Annotated in this window: 23 protein-coding genes; 9 read left to right on the top strand and 14 right to left on the bottom strand. The window is 63.4% G+C overall.

What is annotated here, in order from left to right:
• Window positions 1–192: 192 nt before the first annotated feature.
• The 3 genes from ASD67_RS11615 to ASD67_RS11605 form a co-directional block, all read right to left on the bottom strand.
• A complete protein-coding gene (locus ASD67_RS11615; RefSeq protein WP_056346979.1) occupies window positions 193–957 on the bottom strand; it encodes an SDR family NAD(P)-dependent oxidoreductase in 765 nt (254 codons plus the stop codon).
• Window positions 958–1,029: 72 nt separating this feature from the next.
• On the bottom strand, window positions 1,030–2,637 hold the full coding sequence (locus tag ASD67_RS11610; RefSeq protein WP_056346977.1) for a fatty acyl-CoA synthetase: 1,608 nt from the start codon (window positions 2,635–2,637) through the stop codon (window positions 1,030–1,032).
• Entirely contained in the window at window positions 2,637–5,135 is a 2,499-nt protein-coding gene (locus ASD67_RS11605) for a TonB-dependent receptor (RefSeq protein WP_268798557.1), read from the bottom strand. Before ASD67_RS11605 ends, ASD67_RS11610 begins: the two co-directional genes overlap by 1 nt.
• 105 nt (window positions 5,136–5,240) lie before the next feature.
• On the opposite strand from ASD67_RS11605, the gene ASD67_RS11600 reads away from it, so the two are divergent.
• Complete coding sequence (locus ASD67_RS11600) at window positions 5,241–6,269, top strand: helix-turn-helix domain-containing protein (protein ID WP_056346974.1); 1,029 nt, start codon at window positions 5,241–5,243, stop codon at window positions 6,267–6,269.
• 56 nt (window positions 6,270–6,325) lie between these two features.
• Here the strand turns inward: ASD67_RS11600 and ASD67_RS11595 are convergent, their stop codons facing one another.
• The 4 genes from ASD67_RS11595 to ASD67_RS11580 all read right to left on the bottom strand — a co-directional run bounded on the left by ASD67_RS11595 (window position 6,326) and on the right by ASD67_RS11580 (window position 12,468).
• The gene (locus ASD67_RS11595; protein ID WP_056346972.1) at window positions 6,326–7,753 is read right to left on the bottom strand and encodes an aldehyde dehydrogenase family protein; all 1,428 of its coding nucleotides are present in this window, start codon (window positions 7,751–7,753) and stop codon (window positions 6,326–6,328) included.
• Window positions 7,750–8,706: an alpha/beta hydrolase gene (locus ASD67_RS11590; RefSeq protein WP_056346970.1), complete on the bottom strand. Its 957-nt coding sequence runs from the start codon at window positions 8,704–8,706 to the stop codon at window positions 7,750–7,752. Before ASD67_RS11590 ends, ASD67_RS11595 begins: the two co-directional genes overlap by 4 nt.
• The gene (locus ASD67_RS11585) at window positions 8,703–10,790 is read right to left on the bottom strand and encodes a PQQ-dependent dehydrogenase, methanol/ethanol family (RefSeq protein WP_082545020.1); all 2,088 of its coding nucleotides are present in this window, start codon (window positions 10,788–10,790) and stop codon (window positions 8,703–8,705) included. The genes ASD67_RS11590 and ASD67_RS11585 overlap by 4 nt, the downstream gene beginning before the upstream one ends.
• 169 nt (window positions 10,791–10,959) lie before the next feature.
• Entirely contained in the window at window positions 10,960–12,468 is a 1,509-nt protein-coding gene (locus ASD67_RS11580; RefSeq protein ID WP_235535642.1) for a flavin-containing monooxygenase, read from the bottom strand.
• Window positions 12,469–12,962: 494 nt separating this feature from the next.
• Here ASD67_RS11580 and ASD67_RS11575 point away from each other — a divergent pair, with 494 nt between their 5' ends.
• The 3 genes from ASD67_RS11575 to acuI all read left to right on the top strand — a co-directional run bounded on the left by ASD67_RS11575 (window position 12,963) and on the right by acuI (window position 15,539).
• Window positions 12,963–13,571, top strand: coding sequence for a glutathione S-transferase family protein (locus ASD67_RS11575; RefSeq protein ID WP_056346967.1), 609 nt, complete (start codon window positions 12,963–12,965; stop codon window positions 13,569–13,571).
• 63 nt (window positions 13,572–13,634) lie between these two features.
• On the top strand, window positions 13,635–14,408 hold the full coding sequence (locus ASD67_RS11570) for a glucose 1-dehydrogenase (RefSeq protein ID WP_056346966.1): 774 nt from the start codon (window positions 13,635–13,637) through the stop codon (window positions 14,406–14,408).
• A gap of 144 nt (window positions 14,409–14,552) precedes the next feature.
• Window positions 14,553–15,539, top strand: a complete 987-nt coding sequence (gene acuI / locus ASD67_RS11565) for an acrylyl-CoA reductase (NADPH) (RefSeq protein WP_056346964.1) — start codon at window positions 14,553–14,555, stop codon at window positions 15,537–15,539.
• A gap of 125 nt (window positions 15,540–15,664) precedes the next feature.
• Here acuI and ASD67_RS11560 read toward each other — a convergent pair whose 3' ends face one another.
• The gene (locus tag ASD67_RS11560) at window positions 15,665–16,549 is read right to left on the bottom strand and encodes a LysR family transcriptional regulator (RefSeq protein WP_056346962.1); all 885 of its coding nucleotides are present in this window, start codon (window positions 16,547–16,549) and stop codon (window positions 15,665–15,667) included.
• 116 nt (window positions 16,550–16,665) lie between these two features.
• On the opposite strand from ASD67_RS11560, the gene ASD67_RS11555 reads away from it, so the two are divergent.
• From ASD67_RS11555 to ASD67_RS11540, 4 genes are read left to right on the top strand one after another with little or no spacing between them, the layout of a single operon-like run.
• Complete coding sequence (locus tag ASD67_RS11555; RefSeq protein ID WP_056346960.1) at window positions 16,666–17,127, top strand: VOC family protein; 462 nt, start codon at window positions 16,666–16,668, stop codon at window positions 17,125–17,127.
• Between the two features lie 41 nt (window positions 17,128–17,168).
• Complete coding sequence (locus ASD67_RS11550) at window positions 17,169–17,687, top strand: nuclear transport factor 2 family protein (RefSeq protein ID WP_235535641.1); 519 nt, start codon at window positions 17,169–17,171, stop codon at window positions 17,685–17,687.
• 27 nt (window positions 17,688–17,714) lie between these two features.
• Window positions 17,715–18,674 carry an SDR family NAD(P)-dependent oxidoreductase gene (locus tag ASD67_RS11545; protein ID WP_200938009.1) on the top strand — a complete coding sequence of 320 codons (960 nt, stop codon included), beginning with the start codon at window positions 17,715–17,717 and terminating at the stop codon, window positions 18,672–18,674.
• Window positions 18,675–18,718: 44 nt separating this feature from the next.
• Window positions 18,719–19,543, top strand: coding sequence for an oxidoreductase (locus tag ASD67_RS11540; protein WP_056346958.1), 825 nt, complete (start codon window positions 18,719–18,721; stop codon window positions 19,541–19,543).
• Window positions 19,544–19,627: 84 nt separating this feature from the next.
• Here the strand turns inward: ASD67_RS11540 and ASD67_RS11535 are convergent, their stop codons facing one another.
• Together ASD67_RS11535 and ASD67_RS11530 are read right to left on the bottom strand one after the other, a co-directional pair.
• Complete coding sequence (locus tag ASD67_RS11535) at window positions 19,628–20,416, bottom strand: SDR family oxidoreductase (protein ID WP_056346957.1); 789 nt, start codon at window positions 20,414–20,416, stop codon at window positions 19,628–19,630.
• Window positions 20,413–20,790, bottom strand: coding sequence for a nuclear transport factor 2 family protein (locus tag ASD67_RS11530; protein WP_056346955.1), 378 nt, complete (start codon window positions 20,788–20,790; stop codon window positions 20,413–20,415). Before ASD67_RS11530 ends, ASD67_RS11535 begins: the two co-directional genes overlap by 4 nt.
• Before the next feature lie 98 nt (window positions 20,791–20,888).
• On the opposite strand from ASD67_RS11530, the gene ASD67_RS11525 reads away from it, so the two are divergent.
• Window positions 20,889–21,800 (top strand): LysR family transcriptional regulator, encoded by a 912-nt coding sequence (locus ASD67_RS11525; protein ID WP_056346953.1) that lies wholly within the window; start codon window positions 20,889–20,891, stop codon window positions 21,798–21,800.
• A 143-nt stretch (window positions 21,801–21,943) separates the two neighbouring features.
• Here the strand turns inward: ASD67_RS11525 and ASD67_RS11520 are convergent, their stop codons facing one another.
• Genes ASD67_RS11520 through ASD67_RS11505 form a run of 4 tightly spaced genes read right to left on the bottom strand, consistent with a single transcriptional unit; the run spans window position 21,944 to window position 25,555 of the window.
• The gene (locus ASD67_RS11520; protein ID WP_056346951.1) at window positions 21,944–23,452 is read right to left on the bottom strand and encodes an acyl-CoA synthetase; all 1,509 of its coding nucleotides are present in this window, start codon (window positions 23,450–23,452) and stop codon (window positions 21,944–21,946) included.
• Entirely contained in the window at window positions 23,449–23,952 is a 504-nt protein-coding gene (locus tag ASD67_RS11515) for a hypothetical protein (protein WP_056346949.1), read from the bottom strand. The genes ASD67_RS11520 and ASD67_RS11515 overlap by 4 nt, the downstream gene beginning before the upstream one ends.
• A complete protein-coding gene (locus ASD67_RS11510) occupies window positions 23,949–25,040 on the bottom strand; it encodes a zinc-binding dehydrogenase (protein ID WP_235535640.1) in 1,092 nt (363 codons plus the stop codon). Before ASD67_RS11510 ends, ASD67_RS11515 begins: the two co-directional genes overlap by 4 nt.
• Window positions 25,037–25,555 carry a cupin domain-containing protein gene (locus ASD67_RS11505; protein ID WP_056346947.1) on the bottom strand — a complete coding sequence of 173 codons (519 nt, stop codon included), beginning with the start codon at window positions 25,553–25,555 and terminating at the stop codon, window positions 25,037–25,039. Before ASD67_RS11505 ends, ASD67_RS11510 begins: the two co-directional genes overlap by 4 nt.
• Window positions 25,556–25,563: the final 8 nt, after the last annotated feature.

The raw sequence follows: 25,563 nt of genomic DNA, 5'->3' as shown, positions 1-25,563 counted from the left end.
TGCAATGGGTGTTCGCGGCGGCGTCGGCGGGGACGGGGACCAGGGGTTCGGAGGGGGGTAGGTTTACCATATATCGGCTCCATGATCGGATGGTTGTCGGGGCGCAGCGGAACCCCTGCCCGCCAGCGGGTGGCCAAGACGACGTCCGCCGGAAATCAGCCGCACAATGTCGGCCATCGCCGGCGGCAGCCCTCACACCGCTGAATATCCTCCGTCCACGACCAGCGAACTGCCGACCATGAAACTCGATTCCTTGCTGGCCAGGAACAGCGCCGCCTCGGCGATCTCACGCGCCGTCCCGGTCCGGCCGATCGGATGTGCCGCGCGAATCTGTTCGAGCACCTCCTCGGCGTTGTCGAGCGTGGCGGCGGCGTCCTCGACCAGATCGGTCATGACATAGCCGGGATGAAGCGCGTTGATCCGGATGCCCAAGCCATTTTGCGCGCAATGCACCGCCGCCGACCGGGTCAGCGACAGCATGCCGCCCTTCGACGCGTCATAGGCGGCGGACGCCGGGTCAGCGCAGAACGCGCGGATCGAGGAGACGTTGACGATCGCGCCGCCGCGGGTCCGCATTTCCTCTATGCCCGCCTTCGTTCCCAGAAAGACCCCGTCGAGGTTGACCGCCATCGTCGACCGCCACAGGTCGAGCGACGTATCCTCGATCGAGGCCAGCGCGCCAACGCCGGCATTGTTGACCAGAATATCGAGCGGGCCGCAGGTCGAGCGGGTGAAGGCAATGGCCGCGTCCCAGCTACCCGGATCGGTGACGTCGAGATGCGTCGCCCAGACGCCGATTCCCCGCGCGCCGAGGCGCTGCGCGGTCTCGCGCGCTTCTTCGTCGCGAATATCGCCGATGACGACGCGTGCGCCCTCTTCGCCGAACCGTTCGGCGATCGCCGCACCCAGTCCGCGCGATCCGCCGCTAATCAGCGCGACCTGTCCTTGCAATCTCACTCCGCACTCTCCTCATCTTCATGCTTCACGCCGCAGACGGCACCGGCATCGCGCGACCTGTCGGTCGGTGGCCTATGGCGTGGCTTCGACAACGCCGCCGCCGAGGCGCGCCGCCAGATCGTTCCGCAGCTCGCGCTTCAAAATCTTTCCACTGGTGTTACGCGGAAGATCGTCGACGAAAACGACGCGCTTGGGTATTTTGAAGGTCGAGAGATGGGCTGCGCAATGCAGCAGAATGTCCTGCTCATCCGCGGTTGCCCCAGTTCGTAGTACGACTATGGCCACGACCGCCTCGATCCATTTGGGGTCCGGCATGCCGATCACCGCCACCTCGCTGACCGAGGGATGGAGATAGACGGCCTCCTCCACCTCGCGCGATGCGACATTCTCGCCGCCCGACTTGATCATATCCTTCTTGCGATCGACGATCGTCAGATAGCCGTCGGGATCGACCACGCCCAGATCGCCGCTGTGGAACCACCCGCCCGCAAAGGCCTCGGCGGTTCGTTCGGGATCGTTCCAATAGCCGTTCAGAAGCTGCGGCGAGCGATGCACGATTTCCCCGATGTCGCCGCGCGCGACATCGGTCATGTCATCGGCGACGATCCGCGTTTCGACATTCAGTGCCGGTTTTCCGGCGGACCCCAGACGCGTCGCATGCTCTTCGGGAAACAGGATCGATGCAATCGGGCCGATTTCGGTTTGACCATAGAGGTTCCAGAGCCGCAATGACGGCAGCCGCTCGTTCAATTCGCGCAGCACCTCGGTGGGCATAATCGAGGCACCATAATAGCCCTTTACCAACGCCTGGACATCGTACCGGTCGAGTTCGCCGCTTCGCAAAAGCGCAATCCAGACCGTCGGGGCGGCGAAGAAAGAGGTCGCCCGATGCTGCGCAAGCAAAGAGACAATCACATCCGCTGTTGGCCGCGCCGTGATGACGTTCAGCGCCCCAACCTGCAGCCCCGGCCCGATCATGCAATCCAGTTGCGCGCAATGGAACAGGGGCATCGCGTGCAAGGCGATGGTATCGCGCGTCCATTCGCAATCGACGATACAGCTATGATAATTCCAAAGGACGCTGGCGTGCGACAGCATCGCCCCCTTCGGACGGGACTCGGTTCCGCTGGTGTAGATGATCTGGAGCAGGTCCTCGCCGCCCCGCGTTTCAACCTGCGGCCCCGCATCTGTCAGCAAATCGCGCCAATCGGGCAACCCCGCCGGCGCATCGTCGAGTTCACCCGGCAGACCGAAAACGCGCTCGACCGTCGACGGCGCCGCCGCCATCGCCACCTGCTGCGTCGTCGTGTCGACGAAGAGCAGCCGCGCGCCCGAATGTTCGAGGATGTACCGCACATCCTCGACGTTCAGCATGAAATTGATGGGAACGAGCACCGCGTCGGCGCGCGCAACGGCAAACCGCATCGCGATGAAGGCATGGCTGTTTCGCGCCAGGATCGCGATGCGGTCCCCCGCCCCTATTCCCGCCGCCTTCAGACCGGCGGCGGCGCGATCGACAAGGGCGTCGAACTCGGAATAGCTCCAGACAGTGTCTCCGCAGACGATCGCGGGTCGATCGCCATGCCGGACGCCGGAGCGCCGCAGCATGGCCGACATCGACTGGAGCCGCGCGATCGACGTCGGATCGCTGTCGCGCGAGTCCGTCACGGTCGCTGCCATTATTTCCAGCGCACCTTGAGGGTCACGCCATAGGAGGCCGGCTGACCGACGGCGCGCGCGATCACGTCGTTGTAGGAGATCACATTTTCGACGTGAAACTGGTTGAAGATATTCTTGCCCCACAAAGAGAGTGTGATCTTCTCGCCGGGGAATTCATAGCCAATACGGGTATCGACCAGTGCGTAACCGTCGATCTTGAACGGAATACGCGAAACCCAGCGGTTGACGCCATTGTCCGGGATTTGCAGCACGCTACCGCCGATATAGGTGTCGGCGCTGGTTCGATAATTCACCCCTCCGCCCAGGAAGACCGTGCCACCATTGGCGAGTTGAGTACGGTAATCGATGTCGCCGACGAGGGTCCATTTGGGCGCGAACGGAAGGGGATTTCCCGAAAAGTCGGTGACATCGCCGAACACGCTGACGCCGGTGTAGCGGTTGACCTTGCTATCCAGATAGCTCGCCGAACCGGTCAGGGTCAGGCCATCGATCGGACGGATCACGGTTTCGGCCTCGACGCCGAAGATACGGGACTTGGGCACATTGTCGAGCCGCTGCAGAAGGCCGAACAGCAGCGTGTTCACCGTGCCCTGAATCTGCTTGTTGCGATAATCCTGGTAAAAGATGGCGCTGCTGAACTGCACCTTGTTGTCGAGCAACCTCGTTTTCAGACCCGCCTCATAGGAGGTCACCGATTCCTGCTGAGCGGGAAAGAGCTGCTCTTGAAGCGATGCCGTGATTACGGGGAAGCTGCCCGCCTTGTATCCGCGCGACACATTGGCATAGAGTAAGGTCACCGACGAAGGTTTGAAATCGACGCCGACCTTCCACGACACATTGTCTTCGGAAAGCCGTCCGAGATACGGATCGCCCGGAAGATTGTTCGCGTTCAGCGGATAACATTGCCCGGGCGCCAACGGCACCGTCTGTCCGCCCAGAAGCTGACCGAGAAGCGTGAAAAGCTCGTTCAGATTCTGGTCGCCGGCGTTGTCCTGATCGCAGGCGGTGTTCCGGTTGATCGACTTCGAATAGCGGACCGCCGCCTTCAGCGTAAACTGGTCGCCCACATCATACTCGCCGCTGGCGAACGCCGCATAATTGTTCATGACGCCGGTATTCTCGACGTCGGTGATGTGGATGAAATTCGTTCCCGCGTTGCTGAGCGAATTGTCGCCATAGGCGATGGCCTGGAACTGATAGACACGGCTGTGATTGTAATTCACCCCGAGCGTCCATCGGAACGGCGACCCCGACGCCGCGTTCGACACGCGCAGTTCCTGGCTGAAATCGCTGATCGTCCCCGTGTCGCGTGGGTTGTTGATCATCTCATATTCCGACCCGTCGAGGTCGAACACCATATCCTGCTTCAACCGGTTATAGGTGGTGATCGAAGTCAGCGAGATGTCGTCCGTGACGTCGAGGTCGGCGCGCAGGAAGGTCTGGAACTGCTTGCGATTGCCTTCGGGCCGCGACGGGTCCGTCGCCGACTGGAAGGCATTGCCCGCACGTCCCGCATTCGACCAATTGGCCGCACGCAGGTTGCGCGGCGCGAGCGGCGCATTCAGTTCGGCGAATGTCGGCGCGGCCGGATTGGACGGCAAGGAAGCGATCATCTGCAAAGCGGAGGGTTCCGAACGGTCGACCGATCCGTTGACGTTCAGTTCGAACTTCAGACTGTCGGTCGGCTCCCACACCGTCACCAATCGCGCGGCAATATAATTCTGCTCGCCGATCGAGTCCTTGCGGGTGTAATTATACTGCCAGTCGTCCCGGTGCCCGGCGTCGATCGCCAGGCGCATACCCAGGCGGTCGTCGATCGGGCCGCTGAGATAGGCGGTGCCCCGCACTTCGTTGAAGCGGCCATAGCTGAGGTTGAAGCCTGCATCGAGTTCCGAGGTGGGCTTGGCGGCAACATAGTTGATCGCGCCGCCGGTCGAGTTCTGGCCGAACAATGTGCCTTGGGGCCCCTTCAACACCTCGACACGTTCCAGATCGTACATCGAGCGGGCAGCGAGGACAGGAAAGGGCATCGGCGCCTGATCGATCGAGACGCTGACCGCCGGGTAGACGCCGAGCGAGTCCGCGTTGAAGCCGATACCGCGCAGCGTGAAGACCGGCGTACCGTGCGTCGAGGCGACCAGCGTCATGCTCGGAACGGTCTGCGCGAGTTCCTCTGCGGAGCCGATGTTCCGGTTTTCAAGCATGGTGTTGTCAAACGCGGCGATGCTGGCGCCGACCCGGCTGAGGTTTTCGTCCCGCTTGTTAGCAGTGACGATAATTTCATCGATCGGCGCTTCACTTTGCGCTAGCGCCGTACCAGGAAAAACAACAACAACGGAACCAATCGCCGCCGAAGCGAAGAATTTCTTTTTACTTTTCTCGAACAATATAACCTCCCCATTTAGACAATAGCTATCTCGCCGAAATTTACCCGGCGTTATATTTAGCTTTGTAATTTTGTTATGATCACACTGAACCTGACGGCCGCAAAATTCCATAGCAGCAGCCGCCATCTTCTTGACGAAACTCGCCAGCGATGCCTATCCTGACTCCCAACAAGGGCGAAAAGTCCGACCGAATTTGGAAGAGGGAGGGTTGCAGCGATGAACCCCAATGTTCTTTATGCGGCGCTGCCAGATCTGAGCGCACGCATCATGCAGCAGACGCTGTCTAACGAGTTGAATATCAACTGGGATAATTTCTGCCGCGACAATCATTTGAAGCCGTTAAAGCTCGACCTCGAAGCCAGGGAATTGCTCGCCCAGGACGAGTTCCTGCTCCAGCAGGGCTTCGCGTCGCTCACCGCGAATCACCCCGATCTCTGGTGCAAGGTCGGGATGCGTTACCGGTCGATCAAATATGGCCCGCTCGGTCTGGCGATGATGACGTCGCGCACCTTGGCCGAGGCGCTCGAAACGGTGAGCGAACTCCAGAGTTTGACTTATTCGATCGTCAACTATCGTTATGTGTCAGCGCGGAATGGCGCCGGCGCGCTGATCGCCGACGACAGCGGGCTACCGGCCCATCTCCACGATTTCACCTATCATCGCGATCTTGGCGCGATCAAGACGCTGATCGGTGACCTTGTCCCTGACGAGCAGGTCATCGAAAAGGTGACGGTCGCGGCGCCTCCTCCGAGCAACTGGAATGAAATCAAGTCGCAGTTCCCGTTTCGGGTGGAGTTCGATGCCGAGCGCACCCAGTGGATTTTTCTGCCGGGCTCGGGAAGTCGCTTGCTGCCGCTGGGCGATAGCGAGCTGCAGGATCTCTACACGTCGCGGTGCGGCCAGATGCTGAAAAAGGCAGTCGCCGAGACCCCTTTGAAACAGCGGGTCGCCACATTGCTGGGAACGCGGCGCGACGAAATGTTGAGCGCGGGCGAGGTCGCAAGACAGCTCGCCTTGTCCGAGCGCACGCTTCATCGCCGACTGGCGGAGGAGGGCGCGCGCTTTTCGACGATCGTCGACGAGGCCTGCTATGGTCGTGCACGGATGCTGCTCGAAGATCGCCGGATGAGCATCGAGGCGATCGCAACGGCGGTTGGCTTTGCCGAACCATCGAGTTTTTCCCGCGCCTTCCGGCGCTGGTCGGGGGTCAGCGCCCTCGAATATCGGCGCCAGTTGCTTCAATAGCGGAAAACGTTTGTCGGGTCCGACGGCAACTGACGGACCCGACAGAAGAACGCCGATCAGGCGGGCACGTAACCCAGCACGGCCTTGACCTCCATGAATTCATGGAAGGCGTGTTCGCCCCATTCGCGGCCGTTGCCCGACCGCTTGTATCCGCCGAACGGCATGGCGAGGTCGAGCGGCGCATAGTTGAGCGCGACTTGTCCCGCGCGAATGCGGCGCGCGACCTGCCGACCATGATCGATGTCACCCGACTGCACATAGCCGGCCAGCCCATAAGGGGAGTCGTTCGCGATCTCGATCGCCTGCTCCTCATTCTCGTAACCGATCATCACCAGCACCGGGCCGAAAATCTCTTCCTGTGCGATCGTCATGTCATTGGTGACGTCGGCGAAGACCGTGGGGCGCACATAATAGCCCTGATTGAGCCCGTCGGGTCGCCCCTCGCCGCCCGCCACCAAGGTCGCACCCTCGGCGATGCCCGCCGCGATCAGCTGCTGGATACGTCCCCACTGGACGTCGGACACAACCGGCCCCAGATTGACATCCCCGGTCGGCGCGCCGACCTTTTGCCGCGCGATCACGGCCTTGGCGACATCCGCCGCTTCGGCCATTCTTGCCGCGGGGACCAGCATCCGCGACGGCGCGTTGCAGCTTTGCCCCGCGTTCACCATCATCGCCTCGACACCCTGTCCCACTGCGACGGCAAGATCGGCGTCCTCGAGGATGATGTTGGCCGATTTCCCGCCAAGCTCCTGATGCACGCGCTTGACCGTGTTCGCGGCGCCGCGCGCCACCTCCACGCCGGCCCGGGTCGATCCGGTGAAGGAGATCATGTCGATATCCTCATGCGCCGACATCGCGGCGCCGACGGTGGGGCCGTCGCCGTTCACCATGTTGAAGACGCCCGCCGGCACCTGCGCCGCATGCATCGCCTCGGCGAAGATCTGCGCGCTGAAAGGTGCGACTTCGGACGGCTTCAGCACCATCGTGCAGCCAACGGCGATCGCGGGCGCAACCTTGCAGGCGATCTGGTTGATCGGCCAGTTCCACGGCGTGATCATGCCGACGACGCCGATCGGCTCCTTCATCAGGCGCGAGCCGCCCATCTGGGTTTCCGGATCGAACTCGCGCAGCAACTGGCGGGCAATCTCGAAATGGGCGAAGGCGAAAGGAACATGCGCGCCCGATGCCAAGGCCGCCGGCGCGCCCATTTCTTCCCGGACGGCATCGGCGAAATCCTGCGACCGCGCGCCCAGCGCGTCGACGATCGCGTCCAGCAGGTCGAGCCGTTCGGCCTTCGAGCTGAAAGCAAAGCTTCCGAACGCCCGGCGCGCGGCAGCAACCGCCCGGTCCAGATCGCCAGCGCTCCCCAGGCTGATGCGGCCCGCCGCCTGTTCCGTCGCCGGGTCGATGACGTCCAGCGCGCGGGGTTCGATCGGGGGCACCCAAGCACCGTCGATATAGAAGTCGAGGTAGTTTCTCATGCTTCGATTCCCTCATTCTTTGCGGTGGTCGTTTGGATGAACTCGGCGAAGCGTTCGACCGCCCGCGCGATATGCCGGTCGCCGGTAGGCAGCGCCTTGCGCATCGTGGCCATGCCGTGGATCAGCCCCGCCGCTTCGAGAAAATGAACCTCGACGCCCTGTGCGGCGAGGCGACAAGCCAGTTCCCTGCCCTGATCGCGAAGCGGGTCGAGACCAGCAGTCAGGACGACCGCCGGCGGCAAATCGGCGACAGGTGGATGCAGCAACGGCGAGACATAGGCATGACCCCGCTCGGCCGGATCGGGCAGATAGGCGGTTATGAAGCGGTCCATCAGCTTGCGGTCGAGCAGGAAGCCTTCGGCGAAATCCACGTAGGAACCCGTCGTGGGGCTCGTGCTATCGCCCAGCGGATAGATCAGAAGCTGCGCCAACACGCGTTCGGCGCCAAGTTTCGCCGCAAGGAAATACGCGAGATTTCCTCCCGCGCTGTCCCCCGCGACCGCCAGCCCGGTAACGGGCGCCTCCAGGCCGGGCGGTCCAGCCGCTACGAACTCGGCCGCCGCCAGACAATCGTCATGTGCCGCGGGAAACGGATGCTCGGGCGCACAGCGATAATCGACCGCCACGACCCGCAAGCCCGTGATTTGGGCGATACGGGCGCAAAGGCTGTGATGCGTGTTGAGATCGCCGATCATCCACCCGCCGCCATGCATGAAGAGGATGACCGGGCCTGCGGTGGGATCACCCGGAAAATAGGCGCGCAAGACGCTTCCCGGGCCTTCCAGATCGACCCATCGCACCGACGGATCGACATCGTCCTCGAACAGGCTGCCAAGCAGATGATAGACTCCGCGTGCATCCTCGGCCGACAGGTCGGCCAGATGCGGGCCTTCCTGCGCGGCAAGTTGTTCGAGCACCACGGCGGTTTCGGGAAGAACGAACGGCCCCGTCATTTCTTGCTGCCTCCTTCCTGCTGTTGCAGCAGCTTGGCCCGATGCGCGACATAGGCGCGGATATCCTCGGCCTCCGTATTCGACAGGTACGGGCTGAAACTGATCATTCCGCGGTCCTTCAGCATGCCGCCGATCACGACCGAATTCCATACCTCCGCGCTGGCGAGCGTTCCCGAGCGACGCAGGTCGGGGACGACCCCGGACGAGACCGCTCCCGGCCCATGACAAACCCAGCATTCGCGAGCGAACAGCTGGTCGCCCCGTGCGATTTGTTCGACCGTGAAGCTTTCCTTCGGCGGGTTGGCTGGCGCGGGAGCGAGCTTGGCGATCTTGGGCAGTTCGGTCTTGCCGCCGATCTTGAACACGAACAGCCGCCCGTTCGGCCGCGGTCCCGGATTGTCGTTGAACGCCGAAGTCAGCGCATAGGCACCGCCATATCCGCCGACGACCGCGACATATTGTTCGCCTTCATGCTCGAACGAAACCGGTGCCGCCATGATCGCGATGCCAAGGTTTTTTTTCCACAGCACTTTGCCGCTGTCGGCCGCGAAAGCGCGCAGATTGCCCTTGGTGTCGCCTTGGAAAACCAGATTGCCGGCAGTGGTTAGAACACCGCCGTTCCACGGCTCGGGATAATCGAAGCCCCAAGCTTCCTTCTGGCGGATCGGATCCCAGGCGATCAGCCGTCCGCCGAGCATCTTGCGCGCGGCCGCAAACGCTGCGCGGTCGTCGGGCGGCGCCGCCCCGGGGTTCCCGAGCCCTAGGTTCCAGCGGCCGGGGCTGACCTTGAATGACGCCGGATCGGAGTAGCCGAACAGCGCACGGTTCGCCGGGATATAGGCAAATCCGGTTTTTGGGCTGAACGCCATCGGCTGCCAGTTATGGGCACCAAGCGCGCCGGGGATCACGACACGATCCTTGCGGTCCTTGTCGACATAGCGGGCTTCGGGGGTCTCGATCGGGCGTCCGGTCTTGGGATCATATCCGGTCGCCCAGTTCACATCGACGAAATTCTTGGCCGAAATGAACTTGCCGGTGGTGCGGTCAATGAGGAAGAAGAAGCCGCTTTTCGGCGCCTGCATCAGCACCTTGCGCGGCTGGCCGTCCATCACCAGCGTCGCGAGCGTCATCTGCTGGGTGTGGGTGTAGTCCCATGTCTCGCCCGGCACGCCCTGATAATGCCAGCGATATTTCCCGGTGTCGGGATCGAGCGCCACGATCGAGGCGAGGAACAGGTTGTCGCCCTTGCCTTCGCTGCGGATCTTGTGGTTCCAGGGACTGCCGTTGCCGACCCCGATATAGAGCTGGTCGAGTTCCTCGTCATAGACGATCGAGTCCCACACGGTTCCGCCGCCGCCGGTCTTCCAATATTCGCCGGACCAGGTCTTGCCCGCCTTCGCCGCGAGAACATCGTCCGACGCGGCGTTATCCGGACCATCCGCCGGATTGCCCGGCACGGTGTAGAAACGCCAGGCCTGCTTGCCCGTCTGGGCGTCATAGGCGGTGACATAGCCGCGCGCGCCGAGTTCGGCGCCGCCATTGCCGATGACCACCCTGCCCTTGACGATGCGCGGCGCGCCGGTGATCGTATAAGTCTTGGTCTGGTCGACAGTGACCACTGACCAGACAGGTTTGCCGGTTTTGATATCCAGCGCGATCAGGCGGCCATCAAACGCACCGAAATACAGCTTGCCGTCGTAGAGCGCAGCGCCGCGATTGCCGACATCACAGCAACCCTTGGCTCCAAATTCACCTGGAACCTGCGGATCATAGTGCCAGAGCAGCTTGCCGGTCTTGACCTCGATCGCATAGACTTTTGACCAGGCGGTCGTGACATACAGGACCCCCTGATACTCGAGCGGCGTGGCTTCCTGCGCCCGGTTCGTGTCGAATTCATACGACCATTGCAGGCCCAGTTCGGGCACCGTCTTGTCGTTGACCTGCGTCAGCTGGCTGAACCGCTGTTCGTCGAAGGTGCCGCCATAGGTGACCCAGTCCTTGGGATCCTTGCTCTCGGTCAGCAGCGTTGCCCACGCCTTGCCGTCCGCTTCGCCGTCTGTGGGAGAATTGGAACACCCCCCCATGATGGCAGTTGTCACCAACAAGGCCGCCAATGCCGCCAGTCGCCGTGAATATTTCACGCCCCTCTCCTCTGCCGCCGGTCGCCGCGCGGGGGTTCTGGTTCGATCCGCCCGGACGCCGGCTGTTACATATGAGCGGCCGTCCGATCGTTCGGACGGCCGCAGCTTTCGATCAACGATATGCGAACTCGGCTCCATCCAGATCGATGGCGGGGATTTCCTCCGCTTCGCGCCAATAATCCTGCGTGTGTCGCCATTCCGGTCGCTCGCCGAGCCGTTTGGGAAGCTTGTCGAGATCGCGCACCAGATAGGTGGGATTGAAATTGTCGTCCTCGATCCAGGGCAGCAGTTGCTCGTCCTCCGCGCCTGCCGGTACAACGACATCGACCTGACCGCTCCCCGTCTCATCCATCCGCTGCAGCAGCCGGCAAACGAAGTCACCGATCAGATCGACGCGCAGCGTCCATGCCGCGCGGAAATATCCGAATACCCACACAAGGTTGGGAACGCCGGTCATCATCATGCCGCGGTATGTTGCGGTCTGCGACCAGTCGACAGCTTTGCCATCGACCAGGAACTCGATGCCGCCCATGACGAGAAGATTGAAGCCGGTGGCCGCGACCACGACGTCGGCATCGACCTTGGTCCCGCCTTCGGTTTCGATGCCGTCACCGACGAAACGGCTGATCTTGTCGGTGACCACCGACACTTTGCCCTCGCGCAGCTTTACGAAGAGGTCGCCGTCCGGAATGAAGGCCAGCCGTTGCTGCCACGGACGATAGGCGGGCGTGAAGTGCGGCGCGAATTCCAGATCGTTGCCGGCATATTCCTTCATCAGCGCCTTCAGTTCCTCGACGACGACGTCTGGTTCCTCGCGCGACCGGCGATCGAGCGTCTTGAGATTATGGAGATAATCCAGTCGCACGACGCGATGGATGGTGTCTTCGTCGACCCCGATCAATCGGAGCTGGTCGGCGAGGTCGCTGCGGTTCGGGTAGCAGAAGAAATAGGTCGGCGAACGCTGCAACATCGTGACGTGCGCGGCCTTGTCGGCCATCGCCGGGATCACCGTGGCGGCGGTGGCACCGGAGCCGATGACGACCACATTCTTGCCGGCATAATCGATATCGTCCCGCCACTTCTGCGCGTGGATCAGCTCACCCCTGAAATCCTCGACCCCCGGCCATTCGGGAAGGAACGGCTTCTGATGATCATAATAGCCCTGGCACATCCAGAGGAAGTTGCAGCGATAGGTCCGGCCGGGCGATCCATCGGCGCCCGCCGTCGTCACCGTCCATCTTTTGTCCGCGCTCGACCATTCGCACCGCACAATGCGGCTGTTGTACCGGATGTGGCGGTCGATGCCGTTCTCTTCGATGACCGCTCCCAGATAGCGCCGGATTTCTTCGGCCGAAGCGATCGGCGGGCCGACCCAGGGCTTGAAACGATAGCCGAAGGTATAGAGGTCCGAGTCCGACCGCGTTCCGGGATATTTGTGCGTGTGCCAAGTTCCGCCGAAATTCTCCTGCGCCTCGAGCATCACGAAGCTTTTGGATGGGCACTGGGATTTGAGATGATAGGCACCGCCGATGCCGGAGATCCCGGCTCCGACGATCACGACATCGAACTCCTCCACCCCCTCCACCGAGTGATCCGCCTGCTTCTCGAAAATATTGCTCACCTTGCTTCCTCTCCGATGGCGATCATTGTCCCGGACCGGGGCCGCCCAACCTGTCGGAACCTCGCCCGGAACCGCCCCACCCTCCACAGCCGCATGCGCCAAGATTCTGGCCAATCCCGCCAAGCCTTCGCGGGCGCGGTGACAGCGAACGCACATGGCATGAAGGGGCAGAAATATGGCCATTCCCGTCATTCCCAGACCGGCGGCGTGCTGCGAGATTTCCGACGGGCATGGACAGCAGCGCCGACAGGGCGTGCGCGAGCCGGGGGGAGTGCGAGCGTGATATTCTGTAAGTCAGCTCGGCGCCTGCGACGGCATCCGCAGCATCGCGTTCCTCAAGTAGTCTCCCGAGAGCTTCTGGGCATGCCTTCCAGATGCTCTGATCTTGGTGGGCCGGACGCTGTCCGGCCCACTCCTTTCAACCTGCCCGGTTCGACGGCGCGCGCTTGGCGGGCGACACTGGATCGGACGGCATGATCCACCGGAGAAGAACAATGAAATTATATGACTCGATCGGACCGAACCCCCATGTCGTCCGGATGTTTCTGGCCGAGAAGGGGCTGGAAATCCCGACGGTGGAAATCGACCTTCTGGCCGGAGAGAATCGCGAGGCGCCACATCTCGCGCGCAATCCCGGCGGACAAACGCCGGTTCTTGAACTCGACGAAGGGAGTTTCCTCTCCGAAATCACGGCGATCTGCGAATATATCGAGGAACGGCATCCGACACCGGCGCTGATCGGCGAGACTCCCGAAGCCCGCGCGCAGACCCGCATGTGGACGCGCCGCATCGACAACCGGGTCGCCGAACATCTGGCCAACGGCTTCCGCTTTGCCGAGGGATTCGATCTTTTCAAGGATCGGGTCACCTGCCGTCCCGAGGCGGCTCCGGGGCTGAAGCAACTCGCGCAGGACGGCACGCGCTGGTTCGAAGCGAATTTCGTGGGGCCGTGGATTTGCGGCGATCGCTTCACGCTCGCCGACATCCTGCTGTTCGCCATTCTCGATTTCGGCGCCAGCGTGGGCCAGCCGCTCGACCCGTCGCTCACCCGCCTCGGCGAATGGATGGAGCGGATGAAAGCGCGGCCAAGTCACGCGAGCTAGTCGAACATATCAGTTTCAGGACCGGCCGAATGGACGGCCGTCCAATAAGGGAGAGCTATAATCATGACCAAGTTGAAAGGCCGGATCGCCCTGGTGACCGGAGCATCGCGCGGCATTGGCGCCGCCAGCGCCCGGGCGCTGGCGGCGCTAGGGGCGACGGTCATCGTTTCCGACATCGCGCGATCCGACGATCTGGCGGCCGAGATCGGCGGCGCCGCCATCGTCCACGATGTCACGCGCGAACAGGATTGGGCGGACGCCATGTCGTTCGCCCAGGATAATTTCGGCGGACTGGACATCTTGGTCAACAATGCCGGCCTCTTCCTGATGAAGTCGCTCGCCGACACCAGCCTTGAGGATTGGCGGCGAATCCACACCGTCAACGTCGAGGGTGTATTTCTCGGCTGCCGCTATGCCGCCCCGCTTCTCGCCGCCCGCGCGGAGCTGTGGGCCGCCGGCGGTTCGATCATCAACCTGTCCTCGGTCGCCGGCCTGATCGGTTCGCCGAACACCAGTTGCTACAACGCCTCCAAGGGCGCCGTCCGCCTGTTCACCAAGGGGGTGGCGATCGAACTGGCGAGCCAGCGCATCCGCGTCAACTCGGTGCATCCCGGCGTGATCGATACCGTGATGGGCAGCGAGTTGGTGGCGGGCTTCTCCGATCGGCTGGGCGTTGTCGAGAGCGATGCGCGCGTCGCGGTCGGTGGACTGCATCCACTCGGCCGCTTCGGGCGCGACGCCGACGTCGCGGCCGCCGTCGCCTTTCTCGCATCCGACGACGCCGCCTTCATGACCGGCTCGGAAATGGTCGTCGATGGCGGCATGACCGCGCAATAGCCAGGATGGCCGAGAGGAACATATAATTGGCCGGACTGGCCATTACCTTTCTTGCGTGACGCGGCGATGACGAGCCGCTCTGCCGGCTTCGACCTCCTGAGGTCGAGGCCGGATTGCCGACATTGTCATTGAGAAGGAATTTGTGTGGCCAAAGCCATATTGATCGACCGCGAGAACGGCCAGCATGTCGCCACCTTGCGTGATATCGACGAGGGACTTTTGTCGGTCGGCAATGTCACGGTCGATGTCGAATATTCGACGATGAATTATAAGGACGGCCTGCTGATAACCGGCGAGCGGTCGCTCATTTCCGTGTTTCCCATGATCCCCGGAATCGACATCGCGGGTGTCGTCGCGGAAAGCGAAGATCCACGCTGGTCGCCGGGCGACCGGGTTGTCGCCAACGGGTTCGGGCTTGGCGAGCGCCATCTGGGCGGCCTCGCACAGCGGGCGCGTGTCGAGGGCGATTGGCTGGTTCGCCTGCCCGACAGCTTCACGACCTTTCAGGCAGCCGCGATCGGTACGGCCGGTTATACGGCCATGCTCTGCGTGCTGCGGCTCGAAAAGCTCGGGGTTCGGCCGGGCGATGGTGATATCCTCGTCACCGGTGCGAGCGGGGGTGTAGGCGGCGTCGCCGTCGCGTTGCTGAGCAAACTCGGCTATCGGGTGGTCGCGGCAACGGGCCGCATGAGCGAGGCGGAGTATCTGAGGTCGCTCGGCGCCGCGGACATAATCGACCGGGCCGAATTGGCAGCGCCCGGTGAGCCGATGCAACGCCAGCGCTGGGCCGCCGCAGTCGATACGGCGGGCAGTCATACGCTGGTCAATGTCATCGCCGGCATTCGATATGGCGGGGTCGTCGCCGCCACGGGGCTGGCGCATGGCATAGATCTGCCCGCAACGATGTTTCCGTTCATTCTGCGCGACATCACGCTTTCGGGCGTCGACAGCGTCATGCAGCCGATGGCGGTGCGCGAAGAGGCCTGGGCTCGCCTTGCAACCGATCTGGACGTCGCGAAGCTGGAAACGATGGTCGAAGAAATCGGGCTGTCCGATGTAATCGCACGCGCACCACGCATCTTGGCCGGAGAAATTCGCGGCCGGACGGTGGTGGACGTCAATCGTGACTAGCTAATCTTACTTTGCCGTCGGACGGCTGATGGCCGATTGCGGACCGTCCGCTTTGTTGAGCGCGATGGCCATGGCAGACCTCTGCTAACAGGTTAGCCGCTCGCCCAGTCTCGATTGAGCGAAATTCAAACTCGCAACGCTTCGATGACGGCACGCAGCCCCGCCGAGAGATGCTTGCGGGCCGGATAGTAGAGATAGAGCCAGTCTTCGGGCGCACACCAGGAAGCAAGGCATTCGACGAGCCGGCCGTTTTCAACATACGGTCTTACCCTGTCTTCCCAGACATAAGCGAGCGCGACACCGGACAGTGCGGCTCCGACCATCAGTTCGTGATCGTCGAGCGATATCGGCCCGATCGGCTCGAACTCGATCGTCTTTCCGTAACGCGCGAACTCCCATGGATAGGCCGTCCCGCTCGGATAGATGTTCCGGATACAGACATGCTCCTTCAAATCGGCCGGCGCCTTCGGGGCCGGACGCGAAGCAAAATAGTCGGGCGACCCGACGACGGCGAAGCGCAGCCGGGGCTTGATCCGGACCACAGTCATGCCTTCGCGCAGGCTCTCGCCGAGGCGAATGCCGGCATCGAAACCCTCGTCGACGATATCGACCAGGCGGTCGGTCGCGACGATCTCAAGCTCGAGATTGGGATTGGCGGCGATGAGCGGACCCATCACCGGCCCGAACACGAAAGGGGCGATCGAGTTCGGCGCATTGATCCGCACCTTGCCGAACGGCGTGTCGCGAAACTGGTTGAGCGCATCGAGCGCAGAACCGATATCGCCGAACGCTGGCGACAGGCGCGCGAACAGCATCGCGCCAGCATCGGTCAGCGATACGCTGCGCGTGGTTCGGTTGAGAAGCCGTATACCGGTCCGGGCTTCGAGATTGCTCACGGCGTGGCTGACTGCCGAGGCGGTAACGCCGCGCTCTTCGCTGGCGCGGCGGAAGCTGCGATGCCGCGCGACGGCGTCGAACGCAGCCAGTTCGGACAGATCCGTGCTCCGCATTACTGATCCTCACTCATCTATGTTCGGAATATTATGCCGCTAATCGCCGAAAACGAAAAGGCGCAAATATCTCCTCACCGGACGGCAGGCGCCGACCGCATCAAAGGAGACGCATCATGGCCGATTTCATTCCTCCCGCCCCCAACAACGCTTCGCCCTTCGCGGATATGCGCGGACATCATGTCGCGGTTCGCACGCCCGACCTCGAAACCGCCAAACGCTGGTATGCCGACAAGCTCGACTTTCGCGTCGTCGCCGAATGGGATTATGCAGATGAGAAGCTCGCCTATATGGCGCCGCCCACCGACGATCATTTCTATATCGAGATCCTTGGCGGCGGCGAACCGGCGCCGATAGAGACCCGGCCCTACACCGATCTCGGCGATAGCCTCAAATATCGCGGCTACCATCATTTCTGTCTGAATGTGACGAGCGTCGACGAGACCGTCGATGCCCTGCGCGCACGCGGCGTCACCATCGTTGCCGAGCCGTTCGAACTCGCCGCGATTAGCCGCCGCCTCGCCTTCTTCAGCGATCCGTTCGGCAATCTCATCGAACTGGCCGAAGTGCTCGCCTGAGCAAAGGCCGCTCCTCACCCCCCTTCTCAAAGGAACAAGCGATGTTCAACAAGATTAGCAACGGGCGTATGTCCGCAGGCAAAGCCGCTCTCGGGGTCATAACGGCGGGCCTCGCCCTGCTCGGTACGACGTCAAACGCCGGCGCCCAGTCGCCGCAAGAAAACAAGGCGATCGTCACTGCCAGCTTCGATGCCTGGAAAGCCGGCACGGGCAGTCCGTTCGACCTGCTCGCCAACGATGCGATCTGGACGATCGAAGGACGGTCGGCCGCATCGGCGACCTACCCGGGCAAGGAAGCCTTCCTGAGCGACGTCATTCGTCCGTTCAACGCCCGGATGGCCGTCGGTATCAAACCGGCGGTGCGCAGCATGACTGCCGAGGAGGACCGGGTCGTCATCCTGTTCGACGCCGCCGGTACCGCGCGCGATGGCATAACCTACGCGAACAGCTACGCCTGGTTCTTCCGGATGGAAGATGGCCGCGTCGTCGAGGCCAACGCCTTTTTCGATGCCGTGGCATTCAACGATCTCTGGTCGCGCGTCGCCCCTGCGGCCGACTGACCCATCGAACGATCAAAGGAACTCATCATGACCCAATCGATACTCATCATCGGCGCAGGTCCCGGCATCGGCCAGACTGTCGCGCGCAAGTTCGGCAAGCAGGGCTGGCAAATCATCCTGGCCGCGCGAAGCCGGACAAATCTGGACGATCTTGTCGCCGATCTGGCGGATTCGAATATCTCCGCCCAGGCCTTGGTCGTCGACGCTGCGGATCCGGCGGCGCTGCGCGCCGCGATCGCCGAGGCCGATCAGATGACCGGCGGCCTTTCGGCGGTCCACTTCAACGCCGCAGTCGTACGTCAGCAGGATCTGTTCAGCATGTCCGACGACGAGGTAATCAGCGATCTGGCCGTCAACGTCGCGGCCGGCCTCCACAGCATCCGCGCCGCTGCGGCCCAGTTCGGAACGCGCGGCGGCACAATCCTGGTCACCGGTGGCGGGCTCGCCATCGCGCCGCACGAAAGCTACGCCAGCCTCGGGATCGGCAAGGCCGCGCTGCGCAACGGCGTTCAAGCGCTCGTCGATCCCTTGGCATCGAAGGGCATTCGCATCGCGATGGTGACGGTCTCGACGCTCGTGGCACCGCGCTCGATCGAGGCCGAAGAGGTTGCGAACCACTTCTGGGATCTGGCGACCAATGAGGCACCCGCGTGGGAGGTCGTCTATCCCGACACCAATCCAGCCCAGAGCGAGCTGACATTGATCGCGAAGCTCACCGCGAAGGCCGAATATGCCGATCTGCTCGGCGAGGAACTAAGCAAGCTGGTTGCTCCGACTTTGGCCGAGGCCGGGTCGATCGCTTACAGGATCCACCGCGACAATGACAATCCCAGCATCTGGATCCTCTATGAAAACTGGCGCTCGCGCGCCGACCTCGATGCCCATTTCGAGCAACCTTACACCAAGGCGATGATGGACCGGTTTCCTGAGCTTCTGGCTCGCGACATAGAACTGACATTTGCCTCCAAGGCGTCGCTGCCTCGCTGAAGTCCCGTGCCATCTCAATCAAACCAATCGAAAGGAACATCATTGTGAAGACCTGGTTCATCACCGGCGCATCGCGCGGCTTCGGCGCTCTCGTCACCGAACGCGCGCTGGCCAACGGCGACGCCGTCGTCGCCACCGCCCGCAATCCCAAGGCCATTACCGACCGGTTCGGCGCTCACCCCAATCTTCTCGCTGTCGCTCTCGACGTTTCGGACGAGGCGCAGGCGATCGCCGCTGCCGACGCTGCCATCGCCCGGTTCGGGCGTATCGATGTGCTGCTCAACAATGCCGGTTTCGGTCTGATGGGTGCTGTCGAGGAAGCCAGCGCCGCAGAAATCGAGGCCGTCTATCGCACCAATGTGTTCGGCCTGCTCACCGTCACGCGCGCCGTCCTGCCGCATATGCGCACTGCTCGGGCGGGGCGGATCCTGAACATTTCCTCGATCGGTGGCTACCGCGGCGCCGCAGGCTTCGGCGTCTATTCCTCGACGAAGTTCGCGGTCGAGGGTCTGAGCGAGGCGCTCCATGCCGAACTCGAACCGCTCGGCATTCATGTCACGGTGGTCGAACCCGGCTACTTCCGTACCGACTTTCTGGACTCGTCGTCACTGTCTGTCAGCAGGACCCGGATTGAGGATTATGACGCGACGGCGGGCAAGGTGAGAACCGTTGCGGCGGACCTCAGCCACAACCAGCCCGGCGATCCTGCGAAGCTCGCACAGGTGCTGATCGACTTCGCCGATGCGCCGAACCCGCCGGTTCGCCTGCCGCTCGGAAGCGATACCGTGGCGGCGATCGAGGCGAAACATGCGTCTGATGCCGAGATCCTCGCCAATTGGCGCCGCGTGTCGATATCGACCGACTTCTGACGCAGGCCCAGCCAGCGCTTCCGATAATACTCCAAGACGCCCCACCGACGCCCGCCACGAAGTGCGAGCGCCGGTGGGTCAGCGTCATACGGTCGGCACGGTGCCGCCGTCGATGACGAACTCCGCGCCATGGATCGCGGCAGCGCGATCCGAAGCGAGGTAGGCGATGAGGTCGGCGACCTCATGAGGATCGGCCGGACGCCCGATCGGAATCCCGCCGAGGCCGTCAAGCACGACCCGCCGCGCGTCTTCGATCGTACCGCCATTGGCAGCCTGCAGCCGCTTCAGTAGTTCCTCGGATGCTTCGGTCATGATCCAGCCGGGGGAGACGATGTTGACCCGCACACCCTTCGGCCCGAGCTCCTTGGAGGCGGACTTGCTGTAAGTCCTGAGCGCGGCCTTCGCGGCCGCGTAGGCAGTCGTCGATTCGGGAAGCGGCAGCACCGACTGGATGGAGGTGACATGCACCACCGCGCCGGCACCCCGCTCGATCATCTGCGGGACCAGAAGGCGATCGAGCCGGACCGTAGCCAGAAGGTTGAGGTTCAGTTCGGCAAGCCAGTGATCGTCGGTCAGGGCGGCAAAGCCCCCACCCGGTGAGGACGAACCGCCGATCACATGGGCCAAGATGTCGACGCCCCCCATATGCGCTAGCGCCGCTGCCGCGAGGCTTTCCCCGCCCGCCGCTGTCGTCAGGTCGGCCCGGACGAACTCGACGCTGGCAATGGGTTCAGGGTTTCCGCGAGCGGCGGTCATCACTCGGGCGCCGCCGGCAAGGAAACGCTCGACGGTGGCGCGGCCCAACCCCTTGGTGCCGCCGCTGACGACGACACGCTTGCCTGCGAACTCGGTCGGATCAGCTTGAATGCTCATAGCGTGATCTCCAGCGCCTTGATGGCGTCGTTCTCGAGCGTGAATCCATAGGTGAACCGGATCGGACTGCCCTTGAAGTCGCCATAGGCCGGGCCTTCGACGACGATCTTGCCCTTTTCGTTGCGCACGCTGTCCGGCGTGAAGATCGCCTTGACGGCGACCACCTCGTCTTCGAACAGGGTCCTGATTTCAGGGTGGCCCGCGTGACGGTGACCGTTGTCCACTATGACAGCATCGGCGGCGAAGGGCATCAGCATGCCGTCCACATCGAGGCGCGCATTGGCCTCGACAAAGTCGGCGATGGGTTTGGGCAAGGCTGCGACAAACGCTTCTGTGCCGCGCTGATTGGTATCGAAATCACTCTTGGTCTGCATGACAAGTCTCCTTCGTTTAACTTGCCTCCATTGTAGGAGCAGCACACTATCCGCATAAGTGGGCCAATCTGACATGAGCTAGTGAAGGATTCGGGATAATGTCACGACTGGCGCTTCGGGATTTCGACGCTGTGTTGGCGGTTGCGCGGCGCGGGTCCTTCCGGCAGGCCGCCATCGATCTCGGAATGTCGACAACCGCGCTAAGTCATATGATTGCGCGGATCGAAGCCGAGCTTGGCGTGCGCCTGTTCAACCGGACGACGCGGAGCGTTGCGCTGACCGACGCGGGACGGGTCTTCGTCGATCGCCTCGGCCCATCGCTTCAAGACGTTCGCGAAACCATCGAGATCGTCCGCGAACGCCGTGCGACGCCGACGGGAACGCTGCGAATCAACGCGCCGCCTTTCGCCGCGCGCTCGCCTGCCCTCACCCACTTGCTCTTGGAATATTCGCGCCGCTATCCGGACATGCATGTCGACGTCGTGACCGAGGGCCAGCTGCGCGACATTGTCGCAGACGGTTTCGACCTTGGCGTTCGCGTCGCCTCGCTCGTGCCGACAGACATGATTGCCCTGTCGCTGGGCGAGACGCAGCGCTTCGCTGTGGTCGCCTCGCCTGCCTATCTGGCCAAGCGATCACGACCGCTGGTGCCGACCGATCTGCCTTCCCACGACTGCGTCCGCGTCCGGTTGCCCGATGGCGCGCTCTACCGATGGCATTTCGAAAAGGGCGGCGACACGGCGCAGATCGAGGTGAGCGGCCCGATGACGTTCGATGAGCTCAACCTGTCGCGCGCCGCCGTGTTTGCGGGCTTCGGTATCGGCTTCTATTTCGAACAGGACGTCATGGCCGATATCGAAGATGGAATGCTCGTCCGCCTGCTTGAAGACTGGACACCGCCCTTCCCCGGCCTCTGTCTATATTATCCGGGCCGAAGGCATCCTTCCGCCGGGCTGGCCGCATTCCTGTCGGTCGCCCGCGAACTGGCGTCAACCCGGGCAAAATCGTAGATCTCGACGGGTACGGGCCGAAAGATGACTGTCTGCATTTACGGACGAACTGGTGAAAAGCCGACCTAGGCGTTACGCCGCTGGCGAGAGACAACGACCTCGACCTATCTCGTCACTCGGAGCGCAGTTCACATCGCGCGCCGTCATGCGGGAAAATCAGCTCGCAGTTCGGCTTTGACGATCTTTCCGGCAGCGGACAGTGGCATTTCGGTCCGGAACTCGATCGATCGCGGACATTTGTAGGAAGCAAGCACGCTGCGAGAATAGGCGACGATATCATCGGCGCTCGTTTCCAATCCGGGTTTCAACACGACGACAGCGTGAACCCGCTCGCCCCAGCGCGAGTCGGGGCGGCCTACGACCGCGCATTGCGACACCCCAGGGTGGTTCGCAAGCACCGCCTCGACCTCCACTGAATAGACATTCTCGCCGCCGGTGATGATCATGTCCTTCAGCCGGTCGACGACATGGATATAGCCGTCCGCATCCATCCGTCCGACATCGCCGGTGTGCATCCAGCCGCCGCGCAACGCCTCGGCGGTCTCCTCGGGCCGGTTCCAGTAGCCGGTCATCACGGCTTCGCCGCGCGCGACGATCTCGCCGATTTCGCCCACCGGCACCTCGCGGTCGTCGGCGTCGACGATGCGCGCCTCGATCGCCATCACCGCGCGGCCCGCCGAGCGCAGGCGGGCGGGATCGCGGTGGTCGGCGGGCTTGAGCAGCGAGATCGAACCTGCGGTTTCCGTCATGCCATAGCCTTGGACGAAACCGACGCGCGGCATCGCAGCGATCGCGCGGTCCATCAGCGCGGGCGGCATCGGCGCTGCGCCATAATAGATGCGCCGGGCGCTGGTCAGGTCATGCTCGCCGAAGCGCGGGTGATCGAGTACCGCCTGCAGCATCGTAGGAACGAGGAAAAGGTCGGTGACCTGTTGGCCCGCGATGACCGCCATCACAGCTTCGGCGTCGAAAGCCGGGGCGAAGACATGACGCCCGCCGCCGAGCAGGCAGGCGAGAAAGCCCGATATCGCGCCGACATGGAACAGCGGCGCGGTATGCAGCATGCATTCGCCGGGCGCCGCATCGCCCGCGCCCGCGAGGCACAGCGCATAAGCCATCAGCGCCCGGTGCGACAGCATCACCCCCTTCGACCTTCCCGTCGTGCCGCCCGTGAAAAGGATCATCGCCAGATCGTCGCCGTGGCGCAGATGCTCGTCGGGTTCGTCCGCCGCCGCGATCAACTGCTCGAACACCGGACCGGCCATCACGACCTCGCGCAGCCCCGGCGCCTCGCGGCGGATGTCGCCGAGCATCGACCGGAAACCCGGATCGACGATCAGCAAATTCGCCCCGCAATCGGCGAGCGCATAAGCGATCTCGCCCGCGGTCCAGCGCGTGTTGACCGGACAGGCGACCGCCCCCGCCCACAAGCTGCCGAAGAGGAAGTCGACGAACAGGTCGCCATTGGGCGCAAGCAGCGCGACACGGTCGCCCGGAACGACACCGAGATCCGTGAGCACCGCGGCGACGCGGCGGCAGCGCGACGCAATCTCGCGCCATGTCCGCTGCCGCGTGCCATCGACGGTCGCGATGCGATCGGGTGTCTCGCGCGCCGCGCGGTGGAGCGGCTGAGTAATCGCAAGGCCCGTCATGTCACCGCCGCGCGCCGCGCCATCACCATGCGCCCGCCAGTCACGATCCCGCCAAAATAGAGCGTCGCCGCGATGATCGCCGCCATGACATGGGCAAAGCTCTCGCCCGCCTGCAGGAGCGGCGCCGCCATCACGGTCAGATAAAGCATATAGGACCGGTTGATCAGCAACGGCAGCCAGCCACGAAGCTGGCAATAGATCGCCGCGACGATCAACCCGAGTACCGGCGCGATACCAGCCAGCCCGCCCTCGACCGCGCCATATTGCAGCAGCCACGCCGTCGCGGTGCCGCCGCACGCCCCCACGAGCAGAGGCGCCAGCGCCCGCCCCTCGACCATATCGACGCTGCCCCAATACCAGAGCAGCAGAAAACCGGCATAGAGCGGCGTCAGCCCGAGCAGGATGCCGAGCGCGATGAAGCCCGCGATCAGCAGCACTACGCCCCCGGCAACGATCGCCGCCTTCCCGCCCGCCATCGCCGGGGCGGCTTCGTCGCTCATCGCCAGGGCTCCACGACTATCTTGACCTGATCGCCCGGCGAGGCGAGCCGCTCGAACGCCGCAGGCGCATCGGCCAGCCCGACCTGATCGGTCAGGAACGCTGATCCGTCGATCGCGCCTTCGCCCAGCGCGTGCAGCGTCTCGGCGAACTCGTCGGGCGAATAGGCCCAGACGAAGCTGAAGCGCATCTGTTTGTTGATGCCGAGCACGGGCAGGATGCGGTCGTCCTCCATGCACGCGCCGACCACGACGACATGCGCGAGCGGCGGCGCCTGTTCGAGCAGCGACTGGAGCATGCCCGGCACCCCGACGCATTCGAACAGGATCGCGTCGCGCAGCGACCGGCCCGACAGCTGCGCCATGCCGAAGGACGCCAGCGTGGCGGGCACGTCGAGCGCCTCCCAATGATCGTGCGGCGAGGTCGCGGCGGGGTCGACGACGATGTCGGCGCCCAGCTTCTCGGCGCGCGCGCGGCGCGCGGGGGAGAAATCGGCGGCGATGATCGGGCCGATGCCGCGACGTTTCAGCGCGACGATCACCGCGAGCCCGATCGGGCCGCAGCCGATGACCATCGCGACACTGCCCGGACCGGGATTAGCCACGGCAACCGCATGGGTGCCCACCGACAGCGGCTCGGTGAGCGCGGCAATCTCGGAGGGGAGTCCGTTCGGCACCGGCAGCAAAAGCGCCTCGGTGAGTAGCACGCGCTCGGCGAGCGCGCCGCGATAGCGCGTCGAAAAGCCGATCAGTTCGGCGCCGAGCGGCCCGAAGGCAAAGGGGGTGGAGACGACGCGTGTCCCCGCCGCGAACCGCTTTTCGGTGCCCGGCCCATGGTCGAGGATTTCGGCGCAGAACTCATGCCCCAGCACCAGATCCTGCGACGGGTCGATCGTGTCGGGCGCCCCGCAGCGGCGGCCGATCTCGACGCCATGTTCCAGATGATGGACGGCGTGCAGGTCCGACCCGCAAATGCCGCACGCAAGCGTTTTCGCAACGACCTGCCCCGCCTCCGGCACGACATCGGGAACGTCGGTGACGGTCAGCGCGGCGCCTCGGCGGACCGCCGCGCGCATCGTCGCACCGCTCATTTTGCGCCTGCGAGTTCGGTCGGTTTGCGCTGGCCTTCCCAGCCGGGCTTTTCCTTACGCAGCCCGTCGACGATCTTGTCCCAGAAGGCAGCCGTATTGCCCCGGAAGCGGATATCGAATGCGTCAGCGGTCCGAAACTCCAGCACCTCGACCCCCTCGGGACCGGGCTTGTAGGTATAGGGGACGTCGGTACCGACGTAGAAGCCGTCGCCGGGTCCAAGCTCCTCGGTGCCGAGCTTCAGCGAGCCGGCGATGATATAATAGAGGCAATCGGCATTGTGGCTGTGCAGCGGCAGCGGAAAACCGCTCTTGAACCAGGCGTAGGTCAGGCTCATCCCCGGCATCGAGAAGAGCAGCTTCACCTCGTTGCCGTCGTCGGCGCCCTCGGCGGTCGCGCGGACGATACCGTCCTCGATCACCGGGGTGATGCCCGAATATTCCATGCACGACGTCTCGCTGTACGGCGGCGCGTCGGCGGCGCGATAGACTTCAAAACTCGGTTTCCTGGCAGTCATCGTCTCTA

The sequence above is a fragment of the Sphingopyxis sp. Root1497 genome (assembly GCF_001427085.1).
Taxonomy (GTDB): Bacteria; Pseudomonadota; Alphaproteobacteria; order Sphingomonadales; family Sphingomonadaceae; genus Sphingopyxis.
The sequence above is the reverse complement of the archived record's forward strand: the minus strand, read 5'-3'. Positions and strand labels throughout refer to the sequence as shown.

Bases quoted from the DNA above. Each gene is read 5' to 3' on its own strand.
- ASD67_RS11560 (WP_056346962.1), bottom strand. From the start codon at position 16,549: ATGCGGAGCACGGATCTGTCCGAACTGGCTGCGTTCGACGCCGTCGCG.
- ASD67_RS11575 (WP_056346967.1), top strand. From the start codon at position 12,963: ATGAAATTATATGACTCGATCGGACCGAACCCCCATGTCGTCCGGATG.
- ASD67_RS11520 (WP_056346951.1), bottom strand. From the start codon at position 23,452: ATGACGGGCCTTGCGATTACTCAGCCGCTCCACCGCGCGGCGCGCGAG.
- ASD67_RS11605 (WP_268798557.1), bottom strand. From the start codon at position 5,135: ATGGAATTTTGCGGCCGTCAGGTTCAGTGTGATCATAACAAAATTACA.
- ASD67_RS11535 (WP_056346957.1), bottom strand. From the start codon at position 20,416: ATGAGCATTCAAGCTGATCCGACCGAGTTCGCAGGCAAGCGTGTCGTC.
- ASD67_RS11570 (WP_056346966.1), top strand. From the start codon at position 13,635: ATGACCAAGTTGAAAGGCCGGATCGCCCTGGTGACCGGAGCATCGCGC.
- ASD67_RS11600 (WP_056346974.1), top strand. From the start codon at position 5,241: ATGAACCCCAATGTTCTTTATGCGGCGCTGCCAGATCTGAGCGCACGC.
- ASD67_RS11530 (WP_056346955.1), bottom strand. From the start codon at position 20,790: ATGCAGACCAAGAGTGATTTCGATACCAATCAGCGCGGCACAGAAGCG.
- ASD67_RS11555 (WP_056346960.1), top strand. From the start codon at position 16,666: ATGGCCGATTTCATTCCTCCCGCCCCCAACAACGCTTCGCCCTTCGCG.
- ASD67_RS11515 (WP_056346949.1), bottom strand. From the start codon at position 23,952: ATGAGCGACGAAGCCGCCCCGGCGATGGCGGGCGGGAAGGCGGCGATC.
- ASD67_RS11525 (WP_056346953.1), top strand. From the start codon at position 20,889: ATGTCACGACTGGCGCTTCGGGATTTCGACGCTGTGTTGGCGGTTGCG.
- ASD67_RS11545 (WP_200938009.1), top strand. From the start codon at position 17,715: ATGACCCAATCGATACTCATCATCGGCGCAGGTCCCGGCATCGGCCAG.
- ASD67_RS11590 (WP_056346970.1), bottom strand. From the start codon at position 8,706: ATGACGGGGCCGTTCGTTCTTCCCGAAACCGCCGTGGTGCTCGAACAA.
- ASD67_RS11585 (WP_082545020.1), bottom strand. From the start codon at position 10,790: ATGGGGGGGTGTTCCAATTCTCCCACAGACGGCGAAGCGGACGGCAAG.
- ASD67_RS11510 (WP_235535640.1), bottom strand. From the start codon at position 25,040: ATGAGCGGTGCGACGATGCGCGCGGCGGTCCGCCGAGGCGCCGCGCTG.
- ASD67_RS11550 (WP_235535641.1), top strand. From the start codon at position 17,169: ATGTTCAACAAGATTAGCAACGGGCGTATGTCCGCAGGCAAAGCCGCT.
- ASD67_RS11505 (WP_056346947.1), bottom strand. From the start codon at position 25,555: ATGACTGCCAGGAAACCGAGTTTTGAAGTCTATCGCGCCGCCGACGCG.
- ASD67_RS11595 (WP_056346972.1), bottom strand. From the start codon at position 7,753: ATGAGAAACTACCTCGACTTCTATATCGACGGTGCTTGGGTGCCCCCG.
- ASD67_RS11610 (WP_056346977.1), bottom strand. From the start codon at position 2,637: ATGGCAGCGACCGTGACGGACTCGCGCGACAGCGATCCGACGTCGATC.